Source organism: Thermus kawarayensis JCM 12314, from assembly GCF_055393575.1.
Genome location: NZ_AP043756.1, coordinates 1,722,453 through 1,745,145, shown reverse-complemented (window position 1 = coordinate 1,745,145; position 22,693 = coordinate 1,722,453). Strand labels below are relative to the sequence as shown.

Genomic DNA, 22,693 nt, shown 5'->3' with positions numbered 1-22,693 from the left:
CCCGTGAGGGTGGGCATGATCGGCCTTCTCCAGCAGGACCCTCTGGCCTTCGCCCTCGCCTTCTCCGCCCTCCTCTTGAGCCTGAGCCTTCACGAGTGGGGCCACGCCTACGCCGCCTTCCGCTTCGGGGACCCCACCGCCCGGCGCTTGGGCCGCCTCACCCTAAACCCTCTCCGACACCTGGACCCTTTGGGCACGGTCCTCCTCCTCCTGGTGGGCTTCGGCTGGGCCAGGCCCGTGCCCGTGAACCCCGGGGCCTTCCGCCGCTACCGCTTGGGGCTTTTCGTGGTGTCCGTGGCTGGCATCGCCGTCAACCTGGCCCTGGCCGTGCTCTTTGCCCTTTGCGTGCGGGGGCTTTTCGCCTTGGACCCTTGGGGCGTGGTCCAGACCTTCCGGGGGGAGGCCCAGACGGCCACCGGGGTCTTGGCCCTGGGCCTCTTCTACGCCAGCAGCCTCAACCTGGTCCTGGCGGTGTTCAACCTCCTGCCCATCCCCCCTTTGGACGGTTCCAAGATCCTGCAAAGCCTCCTGCCCTTCTCCTGGCAGCCCTTCCTTTGGCGGCTGGAGCAGTACGCCTGGCTCTCCTTCCTCCTCATCGTCACCGTGCTCCGGGGGCCCATCCAGGAGGTGTTGGCCTTCGCCCGGCGGGTCTTCTTCGGCGTGTTTTTCGGCTAGAATGGCTCCATGCGCTCCTTGAGCCTTCTTTTCTCGGTCCTCGCCCTTTTGCTTCTCCTTCCTGCCCTCCTTCCCCTTCTGGGCTGGCTCAACTGGTTGGTGATCCCCCTGGCCCTGCTGGGGGCGGGTCTGGGGGTGCTTTTTGGGGAGGAGAGGGCCTGGAAGCTCGGGCTTCTGGTCCTTGGGGTGGCCGCCTTGCGCCTACTGCTGGGGGGCGGTCTCCTCTAGCCAGCCCCGGAGGACCCGGAGGTTCCAGGCGTCCTCCTCCGGGCTCCTCGGGGTTTCCAGGATGAAGACCCGTCCCCGCAGCCTGGGGTCCAGGAGGACCCCCTTGAGCCCTTCCCCGATCTGGCCTTGGCGCAGGTGGGCGTGGTGGTCTATGCGGCTTCCCAGCCCCCCCACGGAGTCGTTGAGGTGGACCACGGGCACCCTCTCCAGGCCCACGGCCCGGTCTAGGGCATTTAGGACCTGGGAGGGGGCACCCCTCACGTCGTACCCGGCGGCGAAGGCGTGGCAGGTGTCCAGGCAGACCCCCATGGGGGTGTCGGCGATGAGCCAGGCCAGTTCCTCAAAGCGGGCCCCCACCTTTTCCCCCCGCCTGCGGTGTTTTCCAGGAGGAGGCGGGGTCTTTCTCGCACCCCGGCGAGGCGGAGGGCCTTGAGGGCCCCTTCCCGCACCCTCTCGGGGCTTCCCGAGCCCGGGTGGACCACCACGTACTCCAGGCCGAGGAGGCGGGCCTTTTCCAGGTCGTCGGCGAGGCTCATGACGCTCTTTTCCCAAAGCTCCCCTTCGGCCCCCAGGTTCACGAGGTAGGAGGCGTGGATGACCCCGGGGAGCTCCCCTGCCGTCTCCCTCAGGGCGCGGAAGGCCTCTATTTCCGCGGGGGATAGGGCGCGCGTCTTCCAGCCCCTCGGGCTTTTGGCGAAGATCTGGAAGGCGGAAAGGCCCAGGCGCAGGGCCTCTTCCACCGCACCCGCCACGCCCTTCTTTCCGGCGATGGAGAGGTGGAAGCCGTAACGGACCATTACTCCTCCCGCTCCAGGCGCACCGGGGTGGCCGAGAGGGCCCCGATGGCCTTGGCGGCGGCGTAGGAGAGGTCTATGATGTACCCTCCCCCGAAGGGGCCCCGGTCGTTGATGCGCACCACCACGCTCTTTCCGTTTTTCAGGTTGGTCACCCGCACCCGGGTGCCGAAGGGCAAAGAGGGGTGGGCGGCGGTGAGGGCGTGCATGTCGTAGACCTCTCCGCTGGCCGTCCTTCTGCCGTGGAAGCCCGGGCCGTACCAGACGGCCAGGCCTTCCTGGAGGAAGCGGCCCGGCCTCGAGGAAGCCTCCCCCCGCCCTACCCGGAGGACTTGTCCCGGGTAGATGCGTTCCCCCGTGAGACCGTTGAGGCGCATGAGTTCCCTCACGCTCAGGCCGTGGGCCTTGGCGATGCCATAGAGGGTGTCCCCCTTTTTCACGGTGTAGGTCTGGGCCAGGGCCAGGGAAAGGAGGAAGGGGAGGATAAAGGGGCGCACCTAGACCTCCTGCCAGCCCCTGGGAAAGCGGGAGAGGAGTTCCACGCCGTCTTCCGTGAGGAGGACGAGCTCCTCTATCCGCACCCCGCCAAGCCCCGGGAGGTAGACCCCGGGCTCCACGGTGACCACCATGCCGGGCTCCAGGACGTCCTCCGCGTAGGGGGAAAGCCCCGGTCCCTCGTGCACGGCGAGGCCCACCCCGTGGCCCAGGGAGTGGACGAAGTAGCGGTCCAGGCCATGGCCTTGGAGGACCTGCCGGGCCAGGGCGTCCACTTCCTTGGCGCTCTTCCCGGGGGCGAGGGCGGAGAGGGCGGCCTCGAGGGCCTCCAAGACCGCCTGGAACACCCTGCGCCACTCCCCGTCCACCCGGCCCAGGGCAAAGGTGCGGGTCATGTCCGAGTGGTACCCCTCCACCCTGGCCCCCAGGTCCAGGGTGACGAGCTCCCCTTCCCTAAGGCGCTTTTCCGAGGCCCGGGCGTGAGGGAGGGCGCCCCTTTCCCCCGAGGCCACGATGGGAGGAAAGGCCACCCCCTCGGCCCCCCGCCTTTTGAGGAAGAACTCAATCTCCAAGGCGACCTCCCGCTCCTCCACCCCGGGCTTCAGGAGAGGGAGGACGTGGGCCAGGGCCTCTTCTGCCAGGGCCTGGGCCTTGCGGATCCTTTCCACCTCCCCCGAGGTTTTCCTGAGCCTGAGCCTTTCCACCACCCCCCGGGTGGGCACCCACTCCGCCGGGGAGGCCTCCCGGAGGCGCTCCAAGGCGGCGTAGGGCAGGTGCTCCGCCTCAAAGCCCACGCGGCCGGAAAGCCTTCGGTAGAGTTCCTCCCGCTCCTCCCGCCTTAAGACCTTGGCGGGGATTTGGCTTTCCCCTTCCGCCTCGGGGTAGCGGGGGTCGGTGAGGAGGAAGGCCCCCTCCCCCGTGACCAGGACCTGGGCGTCCTCGGGGTGGGGAAAGCCCGAGAGGTAGCGGACGTTCTCCGGCCGGGTGACGAGGAGGGCGTCCAGGGCCAGGGGCTCCAGGAGGTCCTTGGGCGCAAGCACGGGGGCACTATACCCCGGGGCCCGCCCCCAGGTAAAGGGCCCGGCCCGGGCCCTACTCCAGCCGGGCCAGGTGGAAGACCGCTTTCCCTTCCTCGTCCTCCACCCGCACCTCAAACCCCCCGAAGAGCCCCTCCTCGAAGGCCCGGGCCAAGGCCTCCTCGGCGATCCAGCGCCCGTGGCGCTTCAGGGCCTCCAGGTAGGCGCCTTCCGCCCGGTAGCCCACCCGGATGCGGTCGGAGACCCTTAGCCCCATCTCCTTGCGGGCCTGTTGCAGGAGGCGGAGGAGGTCCCGGGCCAGCCCCTCCAGGCGGAGGTCCTCCATGACCTCCACCTTTAGGGCGGCCACGTACCCGTCCTTTTCCAGGGCCTGGTACCCCTCGGGGGCCTGGGCCTCGAGGAGGACCTCCTCCGGGCGGAGGACGAGGGTCCCGCCCCCCACCTCCAGGGGGATGGCCTCGCCCCTGAGGGCCAGGGCGGAAACCCGCTCCCTCTCCCTCTCCAGGGCCTCCCGGATCTCGGGGACGAGCTTCCCGTGCTTCTTCCCGAGGAGCTTGAGGTTGGGGAGGACCCTATAGGAGAGGATCCCTTCCCCCGGCTCCAGGACCCGCACCTCCTTCACGTTCAGCTCCTCGGCGATCTCCGGGGCGAAGTGCCTTAGGCCTTCCCGCTCCAAGGGGGTGGGGGCGGTGACCAGGAGGAGGGGGAGGGGCGTGCGGGTCTTCACCCCGCTTTTCGCCCGGGCCGAGCGGGCCAGGTCCACCACCTTGAGCACCGCCCGCATCTTGGCCACCAAGGCCTCGTCCGCCAAAGCGGGGTCCACTTCTGGCCAGTCGGCCAGGTGGACGCTTTCCTTAGCCTCGGGGTGAAGGCTTCGCACCAGGTTCTGCCAGAGCACCTCGGCCAGAAAGGGCGTGAAGGGGGCGGAGAGCTTGGCCACCAAGACCAGGGCCTCGTAGAGGGTGGCGTAGGCGGACTCCCGGTCCAGGGCATCCTCGTTCTTCCAGTACCGCCTCCTCCCCCGGCGCACGTACCACTGGGAGAGGTCCTCCACCACGAAATCGCGCAGGGCGCGGCTAGAGGTGGTGGGGTCGTAGGCCTCCAGGGCCTCCGTCACCCTCTGGATGAGGTCCTGCATCCGGGCCAGAAGCCAGCGGTCCAGCTCGGGCCGTTCCTTGGGGGCGGGAGGGTTTTTGAGGTCGGGCCGGTCCAGGTTGGCGTAGGTCACGAAGAAGCTGTAGACGTTCCAGAGGGTTAGGAAGTAGTCCCGCACCGCCTCGCGCACCAGGTTGGGCCCGAAGCGCCGGTCGGCCTCGGGGGGGGCGGAGATGTAGATGTACCACCTCAAGGCGTCCGCCCCGAACTCCCGCAGGATGTCCCAGGGGTCCACCACGTTCCCCTTGGACTTGGACATCTTCTGCCCCTTCTCGTCCAGGATGAGGCCGTGGCAGATGACGTTCTTGAAGGCGATGGAGCCGAAGAGCATGACCCCAAGCTGGTGCAGGGAGTTGAACCAGCCCCGGGTCTGGTCAATGCCCTCGGAGATGAAGTCGGCGGGGAAACTTTCCCGGAACTCTTCCTGGTTCTCAAAGGGGTAGTGCAGGGAGGCAAAGGGCATGGCCCCCGAGTCGTACCAGACGTTGATCACGTAGGGCACCCGGCGCATGGTCCCGCCGCAGGCGCAAGTGAGCTCCACCTGGTCCACGTAGGGGCGGTGGGGGTCAAAGGGCTCGGGGAGGGGGCTTGTGGCCCTCGCCTTGAGCTCCTGGAAGCTCCCCATGGCCTCCTCCTTGCCGCATGCCTGGCAGACCCAGATGGGCAGGGGCGTCCCCCAGTAGCGGTTGCGGCTCAAGGCCCAGTCCACCAGGTTCCTAAGCCACTCCCCGTAGCGCCCCTCCTTGATGTGGGAGGGCACCCAGTGGATCTCCTGGTTCTTGCGGATGAGCTCGTCCTTGAAGCGGGTGTTCTGGAGGAACCAGGTCTCCGTGGCGTAGTATATGAGGGGGGTGGAGCACCGCCAGCAGTGGGGGTAGCTGTGGAGGTAGGTCTCCTCCTTGAAGAGGAGGCCCCGCTCCTTGAGGTCCTTAAGGATGGCCCGGTTGGCCTCGCGGAAAAAGAGGCCCCTAAAGGGCTCCACCAGGAGCTTTCCCTCCTCGTCCACCGTCTTCAGCATGGGAAGGCCGTAGGCCCTGGCGGTCTCCAGGTCCTCGGCGCCGAAGGCGGGGGCTTGGTGGACGATGCCCGTACCGTCCTCCCGGCTCACGTACTCGGCCAGGACCACGAAGTACCCCTTCTCCACCTCCTGGGGGTAAGGGGGCGCGTAGGCGAGGCCTTCCAGGGCCTTTCCCGGGAAGGTCCTGAGGACGGGGGTTTCCTCTCCCAGAATCTTCTTCCCGAGCCCTTCCTCCAGGACGAGGACCTCTTCCCCCACCTGGAAGGCGGCGTAGGTGTACCCGGGGTGCACCGCCGCCGCCACGTTCCCGGGCAGGGTCCAGGGGGTGGTGGTCCAGATGAGGAGGCTCGCCTTCCTTAGGCCGAGCTTCCCGGGCTCCCGGAGGGGCAGGCGCACGTAGACCGAGGGGTCGGTGATCTCCTTGTAGCCCAGGGCCAGCTCGTGGGAGGAGAGGGGGGTGCCGCAACGGGGGCAGTAGGGCACCACCTTGTGGTCCCGGTAGAGGAGCCCCCGGTCAAAGAGGTGCTTCAGGCTCCACCAGATGCTCTCGATGTAGGAGGGCTCGAGGGTGGCGTAGGCGTTTTCCAGGTCCACCCAGTAGGCGAGGCGCTCGGTGAAGGCCTCCCACTCCTTCTCGTAGGTGAAGACGGACTCCCGGCAGGCCTGGTTGAAGCGCTCAATGCCGTAGGCCTCAATCTCCTTTTTGCTCTTGAGCCCGAGCTTCTTCTCCACCTCCAGCTCCACGGGAAGCCCGTGGGTGTCCCAGCCCGCCCTCCGGGGCACGTAATAGCCCCGCATGGTCTTGTAGCGGGGAAAGAGGTCCTTGTAGCTCCGGGCCTGGGCGTGGCCCACGTGGGGGAGGCCGTTGGCCGTGGGGGGCCCCTCGTAGACGGTGTAGCGGGGGCCGCCCTTGCGGCTTTCCACGCTCTTCTGGAAGATCCTCTCCCGCTTCCAGAAGGCCAAGACCTCTTCCTCCATCTGGGGAAAGTTGGGCTCGCCGACCTCCTTGAACATCCCTCACCTCCTAAGCAAGACGCCCGCGCCCTAAGGCGCGGACGAAAGCTTGCGCTTCCGCGGTACCACCGCGCTTCCTGGGGAAGGTCCCCAGGCCCTCTTTGGCGCTATGACGGGCGCACCCGGCGGGCATTACTCGGGGCTGGCCCTTTCCTCCCGCGGCTCCGGGGTGATCTTCCCGCCTTCCCTCACCGCCGGGCTTCCACCCTCCCCGGCTCGCTCTTGGGCTCTTGGGAAGGGGTACTCTCCCCATCCTCGCCTTTACAACCTGTGCCCCCTGGGGTAGAATCCCCCGTTGGCGGCTAAGGCCATGCTAGCAGCCCTTCCCCTCCCTTGACAACCACCCCGCAAGGTCTGCTAGACTCAGGCTAAGCCGGTCCCCTTCCCGTCAAAAGGAGCCCAGCATGGAGCTTTACTTGGATACAGCTAACTTGGAGGAAATACGGGAGATCGCCGGTTGGGGCGTGCTCTCCGGGGTCACCACCAACCCCACCTTGGTGGCCAAGGAGTTTGCCGCAAGGGGGGAGAGGCTTACCTGGGAAGGGCTTCGGGCGCACCTCAGGGCCATTTGCGAGGCGGCAGGGGGGCCCGTTTCCGCCGAGGTGACGGCCCTCGAGGCCCCCGCCATGGTGGCCGAGGGGAGGCGCCTGGCGGAGGTCCATCCCCATATCGTGGTCAAGCTCCCCACCACCGAGGAGGGCCTGAAGGCCTGCAAGAGGCTTTCCGCCGAGGGGATCAAGGTCAACATGACCCTCATCTTCTCCGCCAACCAGGCCCTTTTGGCGGCCAGGGCCGGAGCGGCTTATGTGAGCCCTTTTCTCGGCCGGGTGGACGACATCTCTTGGGACGGGGGGGAGCTTCTCAGGGAGATCGTGGAGCTTCTCCAGGTGCAAGACCTCCCGGTGCGGGTCATCGCCGCCTCCATCCGCCACCCCCGGCACGTCACCGAGGCCGCCCTTTTGGGGGCGGATATCGCCACCATGCCCTACGCGGTGTTTAAACAGCTCCTCAAGCACCCCCTCACGGACATCGGCCTCAAGCGGTTCATGGAGGACTGGGAGAAGGTCAAGCCATGAAGCGGAGAGCGGAAATCCAAGAAGCCCCTCTTTCCTACCAGGAGCTTTCGGCCAAGATCCTGCCCGAGCTGCACCTCCTGGCCCAGGAAGCCGGCATTGAAGGCTACAAGCGCATGAAGAAGGACCAGCTCATCATGGCCCTCCTGGAGCGCCAGACCCAGGGGGAGGGCCTACAGCTGGTCAGGGGCTATCTGGAGATCAGCCCCGACGGGTACGGCTTCCTGACGGAGAGCCTTTACAACCTGGAGTCCCGGGTGGCCATCGTCTCCGCCGGGCTCATCCGCCAGTACGCCTTGAGGAGCGGGGACTACATCGTGGGCCGGGTGCGTCCACCCCGGGAGAACGAGCGCTACGGCACCCTCCTAAAGGTGGAGGCGGTGAACGACCTGGACCCCGAGACCGCCAAGAACCGCCCCCGCTTTGACGAGCTCATCCCCCAGTTCCCCGACCGGCAGATCAAGCTGGAGACCACCCCGGACGAGCTCTCCACCCGGGTCATCGACCTCCTCGCCCCCATCGGGAGGGGCCAGAGGGGGCTCATCGTGGCCCCCCCCAAGGCGGGGAAGACCACCCTCCTCAAGAAGATCGCCAACGCCGTCCTCAAGAACGAGCCCGACATCAAGGTCATCGTCCTCCTCATCGACGAGCGCCCCGAGGAGGTCACGGACTTCCGGGAAAGCGTCCAGGGGGCCGAGGTCATCGCCAGCACCTTTGACGAGCCGCCCCAGAACCACATCCGGGTGGCGGAGTTCGTCCACGAGCGGGCCAAGCGCATCGTGGAGGAGGGGGGGCACGTGATGATCCTCCTGGATTCCATCACCCGCCTGGCCCGGGCCAACAACCTGGTGACCCCGCCCACGGGGCGCACCCTCTCGGGCGGCTTGGACTCGGCCGCCCTCTACTTCCCCAAGCGCTTCCTGGGGGCGGCCCGGAACATCCGGGGAGGGGGGAGCCTCACCATTTTGGCCACCGCCCTGGTGGAGACGGGAAGCCGCATGGACGACGTGATCTTTGAGGAGTTCAAGGGGACGGGCAACATGGAGCTCCACCTCTCCCGCCGCCTGGAGGAGCGCCGCATCTTCCCGGCCATCGACATCCTAAAGTCCGGCACGAGGCGGGAGGAGCTTCTTCTCGGCGAGGAGGTGGTCCACAAGATGTGGCTTCTGCGCAAGGTCCTGGCGGACATGGACCCCGCCGAGGCCATGGAGATGCTCCTCGCCCGGCTGGCCCGCACCAAGAGCAACAAGGAGTTTTTGGCCTCTTTGGCGGCCCGGTAATACCCTTTCCTTGGGGCCCCCATGCTGGCCCAAACCAGCATGGGGAGTACGCCAGGGCGAAGCCGGCCGGGGGCGGGGGTCGCGGCGGGGTGCTTTCCCCGGTCCTTTGCCCCTTGCCCTTGGACCGGGTGGGCCTGGTATAATCCCCCAGAGTTTGAGGTCTCCTTGTTGGAGGTGATCGTTGCGGGCATTCAAAGGCGCGTATTTTCTCGCAGTGGCCCTCGCTTGGGCGCAAGCCAGCCCCCTTCCCCTCTTTTTAAGCCGCATCCCCCTGCCGGAGGCCACGGTGGAGGTGGGGCAGGCCCCTAGGAAGGGCTGGGTCCTTTACCGGGTAAAGCCGGGGGACACCCTGGTGGGGATCGCCGCCCGCTTTGGCGTGGACCCTAGGCACATCCAGTGGTCCAGCGGCCTTAAGGACGACCGCCTCCAGGTGGGCCAGGAGCTCCGCATCCCCCTGGTGGCCGCCGAGGAGCGGGAACCCCGCGTGCCCCCCGGGGTGGAGGTCTACCGGGTGCGCCCGGGGGATACCCTGGCCTCCTTGTCCCAGCGTTTCGGCCTTTCCCCCTTGGACCTGGTCTCGGCCAACCCCTCTCTGGAGAGCCTGGACCGGCTGGTGGCGGGGAGCGTGATCTACATCCCCAAAGGGGTCAAGGGGCTTCTCGTGTCCCTTCCCGAAGGGGAGACCTTGGTGGACCTGGCGGGCCGCTTCGGCCTTTCCCCGGTGAAGGTGGCCCAGGCCAACGGGGTGAAGGACCCCACGGAGCTTAGGCCTGGGGACCTTGTCCTCCTACCCGGGATCCAGGCCAAGACCACCTACCAGCGGCTTCTGGCCAAGCAGGAGGAGGAGCGTCAGGCCCGCCTCGAGGCCGAGCGCAGGCGCCAGGAGGAGCTTAGGCGGCTGGCCGAGGAGAGGCGTCGGCAGGAGGCAGAGAGGCAGGTCCGGCTTCGCCAGGCCCAGGCTCCCAAGCCCCAGGTCCGCCGGGTGAGCTACCAGGAGGGCGGGATGCGCTGGCCTCTTTCGAGCTTCCAGATCACCACCTACTTCGGCCAGCGGGGGGCTTTCCAGCGCTTCCACACCGGGATTGACCTCGCCGCCCCCTACGGCACCCCCATCGTGGCCGCCAAGGCGGGCCAGGTGGAGGTGGCGGGCTGGAGCTCGGTGGGCTACGGCTTCCACGTGATTCTGGACCACGGGGGTGGGGTGGAAACCCTTTACGCCCACATGTCCCGCATCGCCGTGCGGGCGGGACAGTGGGTGGAGGCGGGGCAGGTGATCGGCTACGTGGGCTCCACGGGCTGGTCCACGGGACCCCATCTCCACTTTGAGGTGCGGGTGGGCGGGGTGGCCCGGAACCCCCTGGCCTACCTGCCTTGAGCCCCCGGGGGAGGCTTTCCCGGTGCCCTCGGCTTTGTGCCCCAGGGCCCTTGACCCTGGGGGGCGTAAGCTAGAGGATGGAGGGCGGGATGGAGAAGGGAACCTTCCACATCAAGACGGGCTTTGCCGAGATGTTCAAGGGCGGGGTGATCATGGACGTGACCACCCCCGAGCAGGCGGTGATCGCCGAGGAGGCGGGGGCGGTGGCGGTGATGGCCCTGGAGCGGGTCCCCGCGGATATCCGGGCCCAAGGCGGGGTGGCCCGCATGTCCGACCCCAAGCGGATCAAGGAGATCATGGCGGCGGTCTCCATCCCGGTGATGGCCAAGGTGCGGATCGGCCACTTCGTGGAGGCCATGATCCTCGAGGCCATCGGGGTGGACTTCATCGACGAGTCCGAGGTCCTGACCCCCGCCGACGAGGAGCACCACATTGACAAGTGGAAGTTCAAGGTGCCCTTCGTGAACGGGGCCCGGGACCTGGGGGAGGCCCTTAGGCGCATCGCCGAGGGGGCGGCCATGATCCGCACCAAGGGGGAGGCGGGGACGGGCAACGTGGTGGAGGCGGTGCGCCACGCCCGCACCATGTGGAAGGAGATCCGCTACCTCCAGTCCCTCAGGGAGGACGAGCTCATGGCCTACGCTAAGCAGATGGGGGCGCCCCTGGAGCTCGTCAAGTGGGTTCACGAGCACGGCCGCCTGCCCGTGGTGAACTTCGCCGCCGGCGGCATCGCCACCCCGGCCGACGCTGCCCTCATGATGCACCTGGGGATGGACGGGGTCTTCGTGGGCAGCGGCATCTTCAAGTCCGGGGACCCCAAGAAAAGGGCCCGGGCCATCGTGCGGGCCGTAACCCACTACAACGATCCCGAGGTCCTGGCCGAGGTGAGCGAGGACCTGGGCGAGCCCATGGTGGGCATCAACCTGGACCAGCTTAGGGAAGAGGAAAGGCTTGCCAAGCGGGGCTGGTAGGGCGGTCTGCGGGGTGTACGAGACCCACCCGGAAAGGGTGGAGAAGGCCCGGGCCGCCCTTCCCGGAGAAGGGGTGCTCCGGGAAGCCTCCCTCCTCCTCAAGGCCCTCGCCGACCCCACGAGGATGCGCCTCCTCCTGGCCCTGAAGGAGGCGGGGGAGCTTTGCGTGTGCGACCTAGCCCTCCTCGCCGGGGTCTCGGTCTCGGCGGTGAGCCACCAGCTCCGGCTTCTCCGCCAGGCGAGGCTCGTGGCCTTTCGGAGGGAGGGGAAGCAGGTCTACTACCGCCTCGCCGACGGGCACGTGGGCGTCCTTTTGGAGGAGGCCCTGGCCCACGCGGAAGAAAACACTTGAACATTTGCTCAAATGATGCTACCCTAGGGGCATGAAGGCCTCCAGGGTGCGCGTCTTCCGGGTAGAGGGCATGGACTGCGCCGATTGCGCCCGCAAGGTGGAGTCCGCCCTCAAGGAGGTGCCGGGGGTGGTGGGGGTCCAGGTGAGCTACGCCAGCGGCAAGGCCTACCTGGCCCTGGAGAGGGAGGAGGCGGTAGAGAGGGCCGAGGCCCGCCTCGCCCCCCTGGGCTACCGGCTCCGTCCTGACGGGGAGGGGGAGGGGAGGCTTTCCGGGCCCTGGCCCTGGGCCCTCGGAAGCGGGGGGCTTCTCCTCCTCGCCTTCCTCCTGGACCGCCTCTTCCCCTTGGGCCCTTGGCCCTACGCCCTTGCCGCTTCCTTGGGCGTCCTTCCCCTGGCCCTGAAGGGGCTTCGCGGCTTCCGCAAGAACCCCTTCAGCATCCAGGTCCTGGTGAGCCTCGCCACCTTCGGGGCCTTGGCCATCGGCGCGGCGGCGGAGGCGGCGGTGGTGGTCTTCCTCTTCCTGGTGGGGGAGGTCCTCGAGGCCCAGGCCACGGCCCAGGCCCGGAAGGCCCTCTTTTCCCTGGGGAGTCTTCTCCCGAGGCGGGCCTTCCGGGTGAGGGGAGAGGGGGTGGAGGAGGTGCCCCTTTCCGCCCTCCGGGTGGGGGACCTGGTGCGTGTGCCCCAGGGGGAAAGGGTGCCGGCGGACGGGAGGGTGGTTTCGGGGACGGCCTGGGTGGAGGAGGCGGCCTTCACCGGGGAGCCCCTGCCCAAGGCCAAGGCCGAGGGGGACCGGGTCTATGGGGGAAGCCTGGTGGAGGGGGGAAGCCTCCTCGTGCGGGTGGAGAGGCTCCCCAGGGAGGGCTTCCTCGCCGAGATGGCCCGCCTTGCGGAGGAGGCCCTCCTGAAGAAGGCGGAGGTGGAAAGGCTCATAGACGCCTTCAGCCGCCGCTACACGCCCCTGGTCCTCTTTCTTGCGGGCCTCGTGGCCTTCGTGCTTCCCCTCTTTTGGGGGGACTTCCGGGGCCACCTCTACAAGGCCCTCGCCCTCCTCCTCATCGCCTGCCCCTGCGCTTTGGTGGTCTCGGTGCCTGCGGCCATCGCCAGCGGGGTGGCCCGGGGGGCGAGGGCGGGGATCCTCTTCCGAAGCGGGGCGGCCCTGGAGCGCTTGGGGAGGGTGCGCCACCTGGCCCTGGACAAGACGGGAACCCTTACCCTGGGCCGTCCCAGGCTCGTGGCCGTGGTTCCCTTCGGGGTGAGGGAGGAGGAGGCCCTGGCCCTCGCCAAGGGGGTGGCCCAGGGCTCGGCCCACCCCCTGGCCCGGGCGGTGCGGGAGGCGGAAGGCCCCGTCAGGGAGGCCAGGGACCACCGGGAGGTCCCGGGCCAGGGCGCCTTCGCCCGGGTGGGGGAGAAGGAGGTGGGCCTTTTGCGCCCGGAGGCCCTCCCCCTGCTCCAGGGGGTGGGGGAGGCGGTGGCCCGCCTGGAGAAGGAGGGCCACACCCTCTCCCTCCTTTGGGAAGGGGAAAGGCCTCTCGCCCTCCTCGCCTTCCGGGACGAGCCCCGGGAGGAGGCGAGGGCCGCCCTTCAGGCCCTGAGGGGAATGGGCCTTAGGCTTCACCTTCTCACCGGGGACCGTGAGGAGGCGGCCTTGGCCCTCGCCCGGGCCTTGGGCCTCGAGGCGGGCGAGGTGGGGGCGGGGCTTTCCCCCGAGGACAAGCTTAGGCGGGTGGCGGCCCTGGCGGAGGAGGGCGGGGTGGCCATGGTGGGGGACGGGGTGAACGATGCCCCCGCCCTGGCCCGGGCCACGGTGGGCCTGGCGGTGGCCGAGGGGACGGAGGCCGCCCTTCGGGCGGCGGACGTGGGCCTTCTTTCCCTGGAGGCCCTGCCCCGGGCTTTTGCCCTGAGCCGGAAGGCCCTGGCCGTGGTCTGGCAGAACGTTTTCTTCGCCCTTGGGCTCAAGGGGCTTTTCCTCCTCACCACCCTCCTCGGCCTCACGGGACTTTGGCCCTCGGTGCTCTCGGATAGCGGGGCCCTGCTCCTGGTTACCTTCAACAGCCTACGCCTCCTTCGGGCCCCGCTCCCTTGACAGGCCCTCGTCCTGGGTCCAGCATGGGGAGCGTGGTCGGCGTACTGGCGCTACAGGGAGATTTCCGCGAGCACAAGGAGGCCCTCAGGCGGCTTGGGGTGGAGGCCAAGGAGGTGCGGAAGCCCGAGCACCTGGAGGGGCTTAAGGCCCTCATCGTCCCCGGGGGCGAGTCCACCACCATCGGCAAGCTCGCCCGGGAGTACGGGCTGGAGGAGGCGGTGCGCAGGCGGGTGGAGGAGGGTTCCTTGGCCCTTTTCGGCACCTGCGCCGGGGCCATCTGGCTCGCCAAGGAGATCCTGGGCTATCCCGACCAGCCCCGTCTTGGCGTTTTGGACGCCGCCGTGGAGCGGAACGCCTTCGGGCGGCAGGTGGAAAGCTTTGAGGAAGACCTGGAGGTGAAGGGCCTCGGCCCCTTCCACGGGGTCTTCATCCGGGCCCCGGTCTTCCGGAGGCTGGGGGAGGGGGTGGAGATGCTGGCCAGGCTTGGGGACCTTCCCGTCCTGGTCCGCCAGGGGAAGGTCCTCGCCAGCAGCTTCCACCCCGAGCTCACGGAGGACCCCCGCCTCCACCGCTACTTCCTGGAGCTCGCCGGGGTCTAGGGCCGCATCCTCGTGTACATCCTCGGGAAGGGAATGGCCTCCCGCACGTGGGCGAGGCCCGCGATCCAGGCCACCGTGCGCTCGAGCCCCAGGCCGAAGCCCGAGTGGGGCACGCTCCCGAAGCGGCGGAGGTCCAGGTACCACCCGTAGACCTCCTCGGGAAGGCCGAACTCCCGGATCTTGCGCCTTAGGAGCTCCAGGTCGTGGACCCTCTGGCTTCCCCCGATGATCTCCCCGTAGCCCTCGGGGGCGAGGAGGTCATCGTTCAGGACGAGCTCGGGGTCCGAGGGGTCCGGCTCCATGTAGAAGGCCTTGATGCGGGCGGGGTAGCGCTCCACGAAGAGGGGCCGGTCAAACTGGCGGCTTAGGGCGGCCTCGTGGGGGGCGCCGAAGTCCTCCCCGTAGGGGAGGGGGGGCACCTCGGGGTCCTTCTCGGCAAGCCGGTTCACCAGGGCCACCGCCTCCTTGTAGGTGAGGCGGGGGTAGTTCCCTTCCGCGGCGGGCTCCAAGGCCTTGGGGTCCCGGGAGAGCATCTCCAGCTCCTTAGAGCGCTTTTCCAGCACCCGGGCCACCAGGAAGCGCACGAGCTCCTCCTGGAGGGCCATGTTCTCCTCGTGGGTCATGAAGGCCACCTCGGGCTCCACCATCCAGAACTCCAGGAGGTGGCGCCTGGTCTTGGAGCGCTCCGCCCGGAAGGTGGGGCCGAAGGTGTAGACCTTGGCGAAGGCCAAGGCCCCGGCCTCGGCGTAGAGCTGCCCCGACTGGGAGAGGTAGGCCCTCTCCCCATCAAAGAGGTCCACCTCAAAGAGGTCGGTGGTGCCCTCCACGGCGCTAGGGGTGAGGATGGGGGCGTCAAAGCGGAGGAAGCCCCTTTCCCCGAAAAACTCGTGGATGGCCCTTTCCAGCTCGTCCCGGATGCGCATCACAGCGAAGGGCCTCCGGTGGCGGAGCCAGAGGTGGCGGTGGTCCATGAGGAAGTCAATGCCGTGCTCCTTGGGGCCGATGGGGTATTCCCCTTGGGGGCGGCTCACCACCTCGAGGCCCCTCACGGCAAGCTCAAACCCTCCGGGGGCCCTCCGGTCCTCCCGCACCCGGCCCCATACCTTAAGGGCGGTTTCCTGGGGCAGGTGGTCCGCTTCCCGGAAGACCTCCTCCGGCACCTCCCCCTGGACCACCGTGGCCTGGAGGAAGCCCGTGCCGTCCCGGAGGATGAGGAAGTGGATCCTGCCCTTGGAGCGCTTCTGGTAAACCCAGCCCCTGAGCTCCACCTCCTGGTCCAGGTGGTGGGCGATCTCCTCTATGAAGACCCGCATACCCTGGGTAGTCTACCCCAAGAGGTCCAGGGCCTCCGCCAGGCCGCAGGCCTCCACCGGGGCCACCACCCTCCTGGCGGCCCGTTTCACGGAAGGGGAGGCGTTTCCCATGGCGATGCCCAGCCCCACGGCCCGGATCAGTTCCAGGTCGTTCTCCCCGTCCCCCACCATGGCCGCCTCTTCCAGGGAAAGGCCGTAGGCCTCGGCCACGAACCGGGCGGCGGTGAGCTTGCTCACCCCTTGCCGGGTGAGGGAGACGAAGCGCACCCCCGGCATCTTGGGGCTTTCCGCCACGTGGGCCTGAAGCCCCGGGGGAAGCCCGTCCAAAAGCGCCCCCAGGGGGGCCTCGAGCCCTGCCAGGACCTGGAGGCGCACCAGGGGGGAGGGAAGGCCTAGGAGGTCCGCCCCTTCCGCCTGAAGGCCCAGAAGCCGCTGGTGGTCCTGGAGGAGGGGGCTTTCCCCCTCCACGTAGAAGCCGCCCTCGGCGGTGTACCCCTCCAGGGGCAGACCGAGCCTGCGCGCCAGGCGAACGGCCTCCCTGGCCGCCTCTTCCGGCAGGGCCTCCACCTTAAGGGGGGTGTGGGCGTCCTGGGAAAGGGCCAGGACCACGGCCCCCGACTCGAAGATGTGGAGGCCCTGGGGGTCCAGCCTTTGGGCGTACCCCAGGGTCTCCCCCCGGCCCGGACGGCCGGTGACGAGGGCGAAGCGCACCCCCTTGCCCCGGAGGGCCTCCGCCTTGGGCCAGACGCAGGGGGGCACCCCGTCCCTGCCCACCAGGGTGCCGTCCACGTCTACGAAGACCAAGCGCGTTGCCATGGGTTAGAGCTCCCCCGAGGCCACGATGGCCGCCTCCCCGCCGATCTGCACTGCGTAGGGCTGGCCCTGGGGGCTGTACTCCACCAAGACCTCCACCACCCCGGGGTTGCCCAGGCGGTGGCCCTGGTAGACGGTGAGCTGCACCCTGCCTTCCCGCTTGGGCACCACCCCGGCCCGGGCGAGGAGGGCTCCTAGGGCGGCGTTGGCCGAGCCCGTCACCGGGTCCTCGGGGATGCCCAGGATGGGGGCGAAGTCCCGGGCGTAGAAGCTCCTTGGGCCCATGGGGGCGTAGGCGTGGACCGTGGCCACCTCCAGCCTCCGGGAAACCTCCAAAAGGGCGGGCGTTTCCGGCTCCAGGGCGTCCACCACCCCCGGGGCGATGAGGGGCACGAAGAGGCTCCAGAGCCCAGTGTAGGCGATGCCATAGGGCAGGCCCCGGTGGAGGTAGCGCTCGTTGGTGCCCAGGGCCTCGAGGGCCGCCCGCAAGGCCTCAAAAGGGGGGAGGTCGCGGAAGCGGGGGGAGGGGCCCCGCACCAGGGCCTTCACGGGCGCCCCTCCCTCGTAGACGATCTCCACGGGAAGAGCCTCCGTGGGGGTGTGGAGGTAAAGCCGCCCTATCCCCTCGGGGGCCAGGCCCAGGCGCACCAGGCTCAAGCCCAGGGCCACCGCCGCGTGGCCGGAGAACTCCACCTCCTCCTTGGGGGTGAAGAAGCGTACCCCGAAGACCGTCTCCCTCCTCTCGGTGAGGAAGGCCGTTTCCGCCTCCCCCAGGCGCCGGGCAAGGGCCTGCATCTCCTCCAGGCCCATCCCCCGGGCGTCCAGCACGATGGCCACCCGGTTGCCCGCTCCCGGGGCGGGGGCGAAGGCGTCCACGAGGATGTAGGGGATCTTAGCCATGGCGGATCACCTGAAGCCCAAGCTCCCGAAACTGCTCTTCGGACACGGGGCTTGGGGCCCCGGTGAGGGGGTCTTTGCCCTCCTTGTTCTTGGGGAAGGCGATGACCTCGCGGATGGAGGGGCTTCCCGTCATGAGGGCCAGGAGCCGGTCCAGCCCCCAGGCGATCCCGCCGTGGGGCGGGGCGCCGTACTGGAGAGCCTCCAGGAAAAAGCCGAACTTCTCCCGCTGTTCCTCCTCCCCGATGCCCAGAAGCCGGAACATCCGGGCCTGGAGCCCGGGGTCGTGGATGCGGATGGACCCCCCGCCCACCTCCACGCCGTTTAAGACCAGGTCGTAGGCCAGGGCCCGCACCCGCCCGGGGTCCTCTTCCAGAAGGGGGAGGTCCTCGGGGTGGGGGCTGGTGAAGGGGTGGTGCATGTAGGTCCACCCCCCCCGCTCCTCGTCCCACTCCAGCAAGGGAAAGTCCACCACCCAGAGGAAGCGAAACCCCTCCTCCCTTAGGCCGAGCAGGTCCGCGAGCCTGAGCCGCACCGCCCCCAGGGCCTCCGCCGCCACCCTAAAGGCCCCCGCCACGAAGAGGAGGGTGTCCCCCGGCCTCGCCCCCGTGGCCTTAAGGAGGGCTTCCCGCACGGGCTCGAGGAACCTCGCCACCCCTCCCGAGAAGCCCCCTTCCTCCACCCGGGCCCAGGCGAGGCCCTGGGCCCTGTGCCGCTTGGCCTCCTCCTCCAGCTCCCCCATCTCCTTGCGGGAGAGGGCCTTGGGGACGGCGAGGGCCTTCACCCGCTCCGCTTCCCGGAAGACCCTGAACTCGCTTTCCCGGAAGAGGGGGCCCACCTCCTTAAGCTCCAGGCCGAAGCGGAGGTCGGGCTTGTCGGAGCCATAGCGCTCCATGGCCTCCGCGTAGGAAAGCCTGGGGAAGGGGAGGGGAAGCTCCACCCCCAGGGCCTCCCGGAACACGTGGGCCATGAGGCGCTCGTTCAGCTCCAGCACGTCCTCCACCTCCACGAAGCTCATCTCCAGGTCCATCTGGGTGAAGTCGGGCTGGCGGTCGGCCCTTAGGTCCTCGTCCCGGAAACAGCGGGCGATCTGGAAGTAACGGTCCAGCCCCGCCACCATCAGCATCTGCTTGAAGAGCTGGGGGGACTGGGGCAGGGCGTAGAAGAGGCCAGGCTCCTGGCGGTAGGGCACCAGGAAGTCCCGGGCCCCCTCCGGGGTGCTCTTGGTGAGGAGGGGGGTTTCCACCTGGACGAAGCCCTCCCCGTCCAGGAAGTCCCAGATGGCCTTGATGACCCGGTGGCGCAGGCGCAGGTTCTCCTGCATGCGCCGCCTGCGGAGGTCCAGGTAGCGGTACTTGAGGCGGAGTTCCTCGCCCGCTTCCTTTTCCTCCTCCCCGCGCCAGCCCGCGTCCACGGGGAAGGGAGGGGTCTTGGCCTCGGCGAGGATTTCCAGGGAGGAGAGCTCCACCTCCACCTTGCCCGTGGCCAGACGGGGGTTGGGCTCCGGGCGAAGGCGCACCAGGCCTCTCGCCCGCACCACCCATTCCGAGCGCACCCGTTCCGCCACGGCGTAGGCCGGGCTATCGGGATGGGCCACCAGCTGCACCAGGCCCTCCCGGTCCCTGAGGTCCAGGAAGAGGAGCCCCCCGAGGTGGCGACGGCGGTTCACCCAGCCCTCGAGGACCACCTCCTGGCCCACGTGTTCTTCCCTGAGGCTTCCAGCGTAGTGGGTGCGGCGCATAATCCCCTAAAGCTTACCGGATTCTCATGCCAGGCCGGACAGGAGAAAGCCCGCCACCTCGGCGTAGGGCAGGCGCACCTGCTCCCCGGTGGCCAGGCGCTTTAGGGTGACCTCGCCTGCCCTCAGCTCCTCCTCCCCCAAAAACCCCACGAAGGCCGCCCCCCGCTTCAGGGCCTCCTCCACCCCCTTGCCGGGCTTTTTGGGGGAGAGGGCGTACTCCACCCGAAGCCTCGGCCTCAGGGTCTCGGCCAGGTAGAAGGCCTCCTCCACCGCCCTTTCCAAGAGGGGAACCAGGTAGAGGTCGGGGCCCCTTTCCTCCGGGGGGGCGAGGCCCTCGGCCTCCAGGGCCAGGGCCACCCGCTCCACCCCGAAGGCGAAGCCCACCCCCGGGACCCGGGGCCCCCCGAGGAGCTCGGAGAGGCCGTCGTACCGCCCCCCGCCCCCCAGGGCCGACTGGGCGCCGATCTCGGCGTGGTGCACCTCAAAGGCGGTGCGCACGTAGTAGTCCAGGCCCCGCACCAAGGCGGGCTCCAGCTCGTAGGGGACGGAAAGCCTCTCCAGGTGGCGCTCCACCCCTTGGAGGTGGGCCCTGGCCGCCTTCCCCAGGAAGTCCAGCATGGGCCTTACCCCAAGCTCCCGGAGAAGGGCCTGGTCCTTCTCGTCCTTGGAGTCCAGGATGCGCATGGGGTTGAGGGAAAGGCGCTCCTTGGAGTCCTGGGAGAGGGCCTCCCGGTGGGGGGTGAGGACCTCCTGGAGGTAGGCGTTGTACCGGGCCCGGTCCTCGGGGTCGCCCACGGAGGAAAGCTTCACCGAAAGCCCCTTGAGCCCAAGCTCCCTCAGGCTCTCGTAGAGGAGGACGATGGCCTCCGCGTCCAGGATGGGGTTTTCCGAGCCCAAGGCCTCGTAGTTCACCTGGTGGAACTGGCGGTACCGCCCTTTTTGGGGGCGCTCGGCCCGGAACATGGGCCCGGCCATCCAGAGCCTCACGGGCTGGGGCCAGACCTTCATCCCGTGCTCCAGGTAGGCCCGCACCATGGCGGCGGTGCCCTCGGGGCGCAGGGTGAGGGAGCGGCCTCCCCGGTCCTGGAAGGTGAACATCTCCTTGCGCACGATGTCCGTGGAGGCCCCCACCCCCTTTTCAAAGACCTGGGTCTCCTCAAAGAGGGGGGTGAGGAGCTCCATGGCCCCCGCCGCCTCCAAGACCTTCCTGGCGGTGGCCACGATGCGCTGGTGGAGCCTGAGCTCCCGGCCGAAGAGGTCCTTGGTGCCCCGGACAGCCATACCCCTCCACTCTACACAACCCCTTGCGCCCGGGGGAGGTCTGCCCTATGGTGGAGGCATGCGCCAGAGGGGGCTTTGGGTGGCCCTCTACCTCCTCCTCACCCTGGCGGCCTCCACCGGGGTGGCCCTGCAGATGTACCTCATGCGGGTGCAGAACCCCGGTCTGCGGGCCGACCTCTGCCAGGCCCCCGGGGAGGAGCGCCCCCTGGAGCACTCCCTCTTCTGCGGCCTCCAGGTGGCCCCGGGCCTCCCTCCGGTGGCGGCCCCCGCGCCGCCCCGTCCCCTCGAGACCCTTCCCCAGCGCCCCGCCCCCCTTTCCGGGCACCGCCTCCTCCTTCCCCAGGCCCTGGTTCCCAGGGCCCCTCCTTTCGCCTTGGCCTGAGGGGTCTTTCGGCCCAAGGTCCTTTGGCGAAAGGAGGTACGGCGTTGCAGGTGGTGCTCTTTACCCATGATCTGGCCCTTTACGCCCAGGCGTACCGGGCCCTTGTTCCCCAGGGCTTCTCCCTTTCCTGGAACCAGGGTGCGGGCCTGCCCCTTTCGGGGCTGGACCGGCTGGAGCAGGGCCAGGGGGTCCTCTGGCTCACCCCCAGGGGGCTTCGGGGCTATGACCTTAGGGCCTACGCCTTCCTCACCCGGAAGGACGACCCCAAAACCCTTCCCGGGGGCCTAAGGGGGCGTTTCGGTGCCCGGCTTCTTCCCGGGGAGGTGGCGGTCCTCCTGGCCCTGGGCCGGGGGGTGCCCCCCGAGCCCAAAAGCCTCGCCCGGTACCTGGAGGTGGAGCGCTCCCAGGCCCGCTTCTTCCTCAAGGGGGTGTGGAACAAGTTCGGGCTTCCCCTGGGGCTACTCCTCCGCCTCGCCCGGCATCAGGTGCAGGTAGCGGGGCTTGAGGGCCACGCGGAGGGCTTGGCCTGGCTGGAGGCGGAGCCTTTCCTGGACGTGCCGGGGCAGGAGGATTTCCAGGGAAAGGGGCCCGCGGAAGAGGGCCCGGTAGGCCAGGCCCTCCGGGTACAGGCGTTCTAGGCGGCCTTCCAGGACGTTTTCCGGGGGTGGGGGGCGGTCCTGGCGCACCACCAAGACCTCCGCCGCCCGCACCCCGAGCCAGGCCTCCCCTCCCGGCCTGGCCCATGGGGGGAGGGGGAGGCGGAGGAAGGCCCCTCCCGCCTCCACCCCGCCCTCCCGCACCCGCACGGGGAAGAGGTTCTCGTACCCCAAAAGCCTCGCCACCTCCACCCGGGCAGGGGCCGCCCAGACGGCCTCGGGAGGCCCCTCCTGGAGGATGCCCTCCCGGCCCATCACCGCCAGCCAGTCGGCCATGCCCGCCAGGACCGGGTCGTGGCTCACCGCCAGGGCGGGGAGGCCTTCCCGGCGGAGGAGGTCGGCGAGCTCCGAGAGCACCTGCCCCCGGGTCAGGGGGTCCAGGGCGCTGGTGGGCTCGTCCAGGAGGAGGAGCTTAGGCTCCCGGGCCAGGGCCCGGGCCAGGGCCACCCGCTGCTTCTGCCCGCCGGAGAGCTGGCCCGGCCTTTTGTGGGCGTGTTCCAGAAGCCCCACCCGCTGGAGGAGGGCCAGGGCCCTCTCCTTGCGGTTTGGCCCCCTCAGGGGGAAGGCCACGTTTTCCCAGGCGGTCATGTGGGGGAAGAGGGCGGGGTCCTGGGGCAGGTAGCCTATGGGCCTTCTCTCGGGGGGAAGCCCCGAGAAGGGCTCCCCCTCGGCGGGGAGGAGGCCCGCCAAGGCCTTGAGCAAGGTGGTCTTGCCCACCCCGCTTTCCCCCAGGAGGACGGTGAACCCCTTTAGGTGGAAGCGGGCCTCGAGGCGGATGGGCTTCCTTATGCGGTAGTGGACTTCCATGTCCGTCCTTTGGTTTCCAGAAGGCGCGCCAGCGCCAGGAGGAGAAAGCTTAAGAGGAGGAGGACCAGGGCGGCCTCCGCCGCCTCGCGGAAGCGCAGGGCCTGGACCAGGTCGTAGAGGTAGATGCTCACCATCTGCGTCTTCCCGGGGATGGAGCCCCCCACCATGAGCACCACCCCGAACTCCCCCAGGGTGTGGGCGAAGGCGAGGAGGGTCCCCGAGAGGAGGCCGGGCCAGGTGAGGGGCAGGACCACCCGGGTCCAGACCCGCCACCGGGGGACCCCTAGGGTGCGGGCCACCTCCAGGAGGTTCCGATCCAGGGCCAAGAAGGCCTCCCGGTAGGCGGTGAGGGCGAAGGGCAGGCTGAAGAGGACGCTGGCGAAGACGAGGCCTTCCAGGCGGAAGGCCCAGGAGAGCCCCGTGATGCGGGACCAGGGGCCCTCCGGCCCCAGGAAGAGCAGGAGGTAAAAGCCCAAGACCGTGGGGGGAAGGACCAGGGGCAGGAGGAAGACCGCTTCCAGGAGGGCTTTCCCCGGGAAGGAGCGGAAGGCCAGGCCCCAGGCCAGGGGCACCCCCAGGAGGAGGAGGAGGCCCGAGGTCCAGAGGGCCACCTTCAGGGAGAGCTTAAGGGTGGTCCAGAAGAGGGGGTCCACC

The 22,693-nt window shown here is 69.0% G+C and carries 20 protein-coding genes and 1 pseudogene; 10 read left to right on the top strand and 11 right to left on the bottom strand.

Going from position 1 to position 22,693, the window contains the following annotated elements:
* Positions 1 to 15 precede the first annotated feature (15 nt).
* Together ACZ5RK_RS09620 and ACZ5RK_RS09615 are read left to right on the top strand one after the other, a co-directional pair.
* The gene (locus ACZ5RK_RS09620; RefSeq protein ID WP_464908985.1) at positions 16 to 675 is read left to right on the top strand and encodes a site-2 protease family protein; all 660 of its coding nucleotides are present in this window, start codon (positions 16 to 18) and stop codon (positions 673 to 675) included.
* Positions 676 to 684: 9 nt separating this feature from the next.
* The gene (locus ACZ5RK_RS09615; protein ID WP_093005376.1) at positions 685 to 903 is read left to right on the top strand and encodes a hypothetical protein; all 219 of its coding nucleotides are present in this window, start codon (positions 685 to 687) and stop codon (positions 901 to 903) included.
* On the opposite strand, the pseudogene nfo reads toward ACZ5RK_RS09615, so the two are convergent.
* The 4 genes and pseudogenes from nfo to ileS all read right to left on the bottom strand — a co-directional run bounded on the left by nfo (position 877) and on the right by ileS (position 6,416).
* A pseudogene (gene nfo / locus ACZ5RK_RS09610) lies at positions 877 to 1,700 on the bottom strand (endonuclease IV). The gene ACZ5RK_RS09615 and the pseudogene nfo overlap by 27 nt on opposite strands.
* Complete coding sequence (locus ACZ5RK_RS09605) at positions 1,700 to 2,194, bottom strand: septal ring lytic transglycosylase RlpA family protein (RefSeq protein WP_464908984.1); 495 nt, start codon at positions 2,192 to 2,194, stop codon at positions 1,700 to 1,702. Before ACZ5RK_RS09605 ends, nfo begins: the two are co-directional and overlap by 1 nt.
* On the bottom strand, positions 2,195 to 3,232 hold the full coding sequence (locus ACZ5RK_RS09600) for a M24 family metallopeptidase (RefSeq protein WP_054647385.1): 1,038 nt from the start codon (positions 3,230 to 3,232) through the stop codon (positions 2,195 to 2,197). It abuts the gene before it with no gap.
* 52 nt (positions 3,233 to 3,284) lie between these two features.
* A complete protein-coding gene (ileS, locus tag ACZ5RK_RS09595; RefSeq protein ID WP_464908983.1) occupies positions 3,285 to 6,416 on the bottom strand; it encodes an isoleucine--tRNA ligase in 3,132 nt (1,043 codons plus the stop codon).
* Positions 6,417 to 6,820: 404 nt separating this feature from the next.
* Here ileS and fsa point away from each other — a divergent pair, with 404 nt between their 5' ends.
* From fsa to pdxT, 7 genes are all read left to right on the top strand, one after another.
* Entirely contained in the window at positions 6,821 to 7,492 is a 672-nt protein-coding gene (fsa, locus tag ACZ5RK_RS09590) for a fructose-6-phosphate aldolase (RefSeq protein WP_464908982.1), read from the top strand.
* The gene (gene rho, locus ACZ5RK_RS09585; protein ID WP_464908981.1) at positions 7,489 to 8,769 is read left to right on the top strand and encodes a transcription termination factor Rho; all 1,281 of its coding nucleotides are present in this window, start codon (positions 7,489 to 7,491) and stop codon (positions 8,767 to 8,769) included. The genes fsa and rho overlap by 4 nt, the downstream gene beginning before the upstream one ends.
* 214 nt (positions 8,770 to 8,983) lie before the next feature.
* Entirely contained in the window at positions 8,984 to 10,144 is a 1,161-nt protein-coding gene (locus tag ACZ5RK_RS09580) for a peptidoglycan DD-metalloendopeptidase family protein (RefSeq protein ID WP_464908980.1), read from the top strand.
* Positions 10,145 to 10,233: 89 nt separating this feature from the next.
* Positions 10,234 to 11,115: a pyridoxal 5'-phosphate synthase lyase subunit PdxS gene (pdxS, locus tag ACZ5RK_RS09575; protein ID WP_464908979.1), complete on the top strand. Its 882-nt coding sequence runs from the start codon at positions 10,234 to 10,236 to the stop codon at positions 11,113 to 11,115.
* On the top strand, positions 11,096 to 11,467 hold the full coding sequence (locus ACZ5RK_RS09570) for an ArsR/SmtB family transcription factor (protein WP_054647210.1): 372 nt from the start codon (positions 11,096 to 11,098) through the stop codon (positions 11,465 to 11,467). Before pdxS ends, ACZ5RK_RS09570 begins: the two co-directional genes overlap by 20 nt.
* Before the next feature lie 31 nt (positions 11,468 to 11,498).
* Positions 11,499 to 13,550: a heavy metal translocating P-type ATPase gene (locus ACZ5RK_RS09565; protein ID WP_464908978.1), complete on the top strand. Its 2,052-nt coding sequence runs from the start codon at positions 11,499 to 11,501 to the stop codon at positions 13,548 to 13,550.
* Between the two features lie 23 nt (positions 13,551 to 13,573).
* Positions 13,574 to 14,149 carry a pyridoxal 5'-phosphate synthase glutaminase subunit PdxT gene (gene pdxT, locus ACZ5RK_RS09560; protein WP_054647370.1) on the top strand — a complete coding sequence of 192 codons (576 nt, stop codon included), beginning with the start codon at positions 13,574 to 13,576 and terminating at the stop codon, positions 14,147 to 14,149.
* Here the strand turns inward: pdxT and asnS are convergent.
* The 5 genes from asnS to hisS are packed head-to-tail and all read right to left on the bottom strand — an operon-like array spanning position 14,146 to position 20,194.
* Positions 14,146 to 15,462, bottom strand: a complete 1,317-nt coding sequence (asnS, locus tag ACZ5RK_RS09555; RefSeq protein ID WP_464908977.1) for an asparagine--tRNA ligase — start codon at positions 15,460 to 15,462, stop codon at positions 14,146 to 14,148. The two genes, pdxT and asnS, sit on opposite strands and share 4 nt — an antisense overlap.
* A gap of 12 nt (positions 15,463 to 15,474) precedes the next feature.
* Complete coding sequence (locus ACZ5RK_RS09550; protein WP_464908976.1) at positions 15,475 to 16,278, bottom strand: HAD family hydrolase; 804 nt, start codon at positions 16,276 to 16,278, stop codon at positions 15,475 to 15,477.
* A 3-nt stretch (positions 16,279 to 16,281) separates the two neighbouring features.
* The gene (locus ACZ5RK_RS09545) at positions 16,282 to 17,175 is read right to left on the bottom strand and encodes a PhzF family phenazine biosynthesis protein (RefSeq protein ID WP_464908975.1); all 894 of its coding nucleotides are present in this window, start codon (positions 17,173 to 17,175) and stop codon (positions 16,282 to 16,284) included.
* Entirely contained in the window at positions 17,168 to 18,913 is a 1,746-nt protein-coding gene (gene aspS, locus ACZ5RK_RS09540; protein WP_464908974.1) for an aspartate--tRNA ligase, read from the bottom strand. The genes ACZ5RK_RS09545 and aspS overlap by 8 nt, the downstream gene beginning before the upstream one ends.
* Positions 18,914 to 18,937: 24 nt before the next feature.
* Positions 18,938 to 20,194: a histidine--tRNA ligase gene (hisS, locus tag ACZ5RK_RS09535; RefSeq protein WP_464908973.1), complete on the bottom strand. Its 1,257-nt coding sequence runs from the start codon at positions 20,192 to 20,194 to the stop codon at positions 18,938 to 18,940.
* A 58-nt stretch (positions 20,195 to 20,252) separates the two neighbouring features.
* On the opposite strand from hisS, the gene ACZ5RK_RS09530 reads away from it, so the two are divergent.
* On the top strand, positions 20,253 to 20,576 hold the full coding sequence (locus ACZ5RK_RS09530; RefSeq protein ID WP_464908972.1) for a hypothetical protein: 324 nt from the start codon (positions 20,253 to 20,255) through the stop codon (positions 20,574 to 20,576).
* 458 nt (positions 20,577 to 21,034) lie between these two features.
* Here the strand turns inward: ACZ5RK_RS09530 and ACZ5RK_RS09525 are convergent, their stop codons facing one another.
* Both ACZ5RK_RS09525 and modB read right to left on the bottom strand, forming a co-directional pair.
* Positions 21,035 to 22,039, bottom strand: a complete 1,005-nt coding sequence (locus ACZ5RK_RS09525) for an ABC transporter ATP-binding protein (protein WP_464908971.1) — start codon at positions 22,037 to 22,039, stop codon at positions 21,035 to 21,037.
* Positions 22,018 to 22,692, bottom strand: coding sequence for a molybdate ABC transporter permease subunit (modB, locus tag ACZ5RK_RS09520; protein WP_464908970.1), 675 nt, complete (start codon positions 22,690 to 22,692; stop codon positions 22,018 to 22,020). The genes ACZ5RK_RS09525 and modB overlap by 22 nt, the downstream gene beginning before the upstream one ends.
* Between the last annotated feature and the right edge of the window lies 1 nt (position 22,693).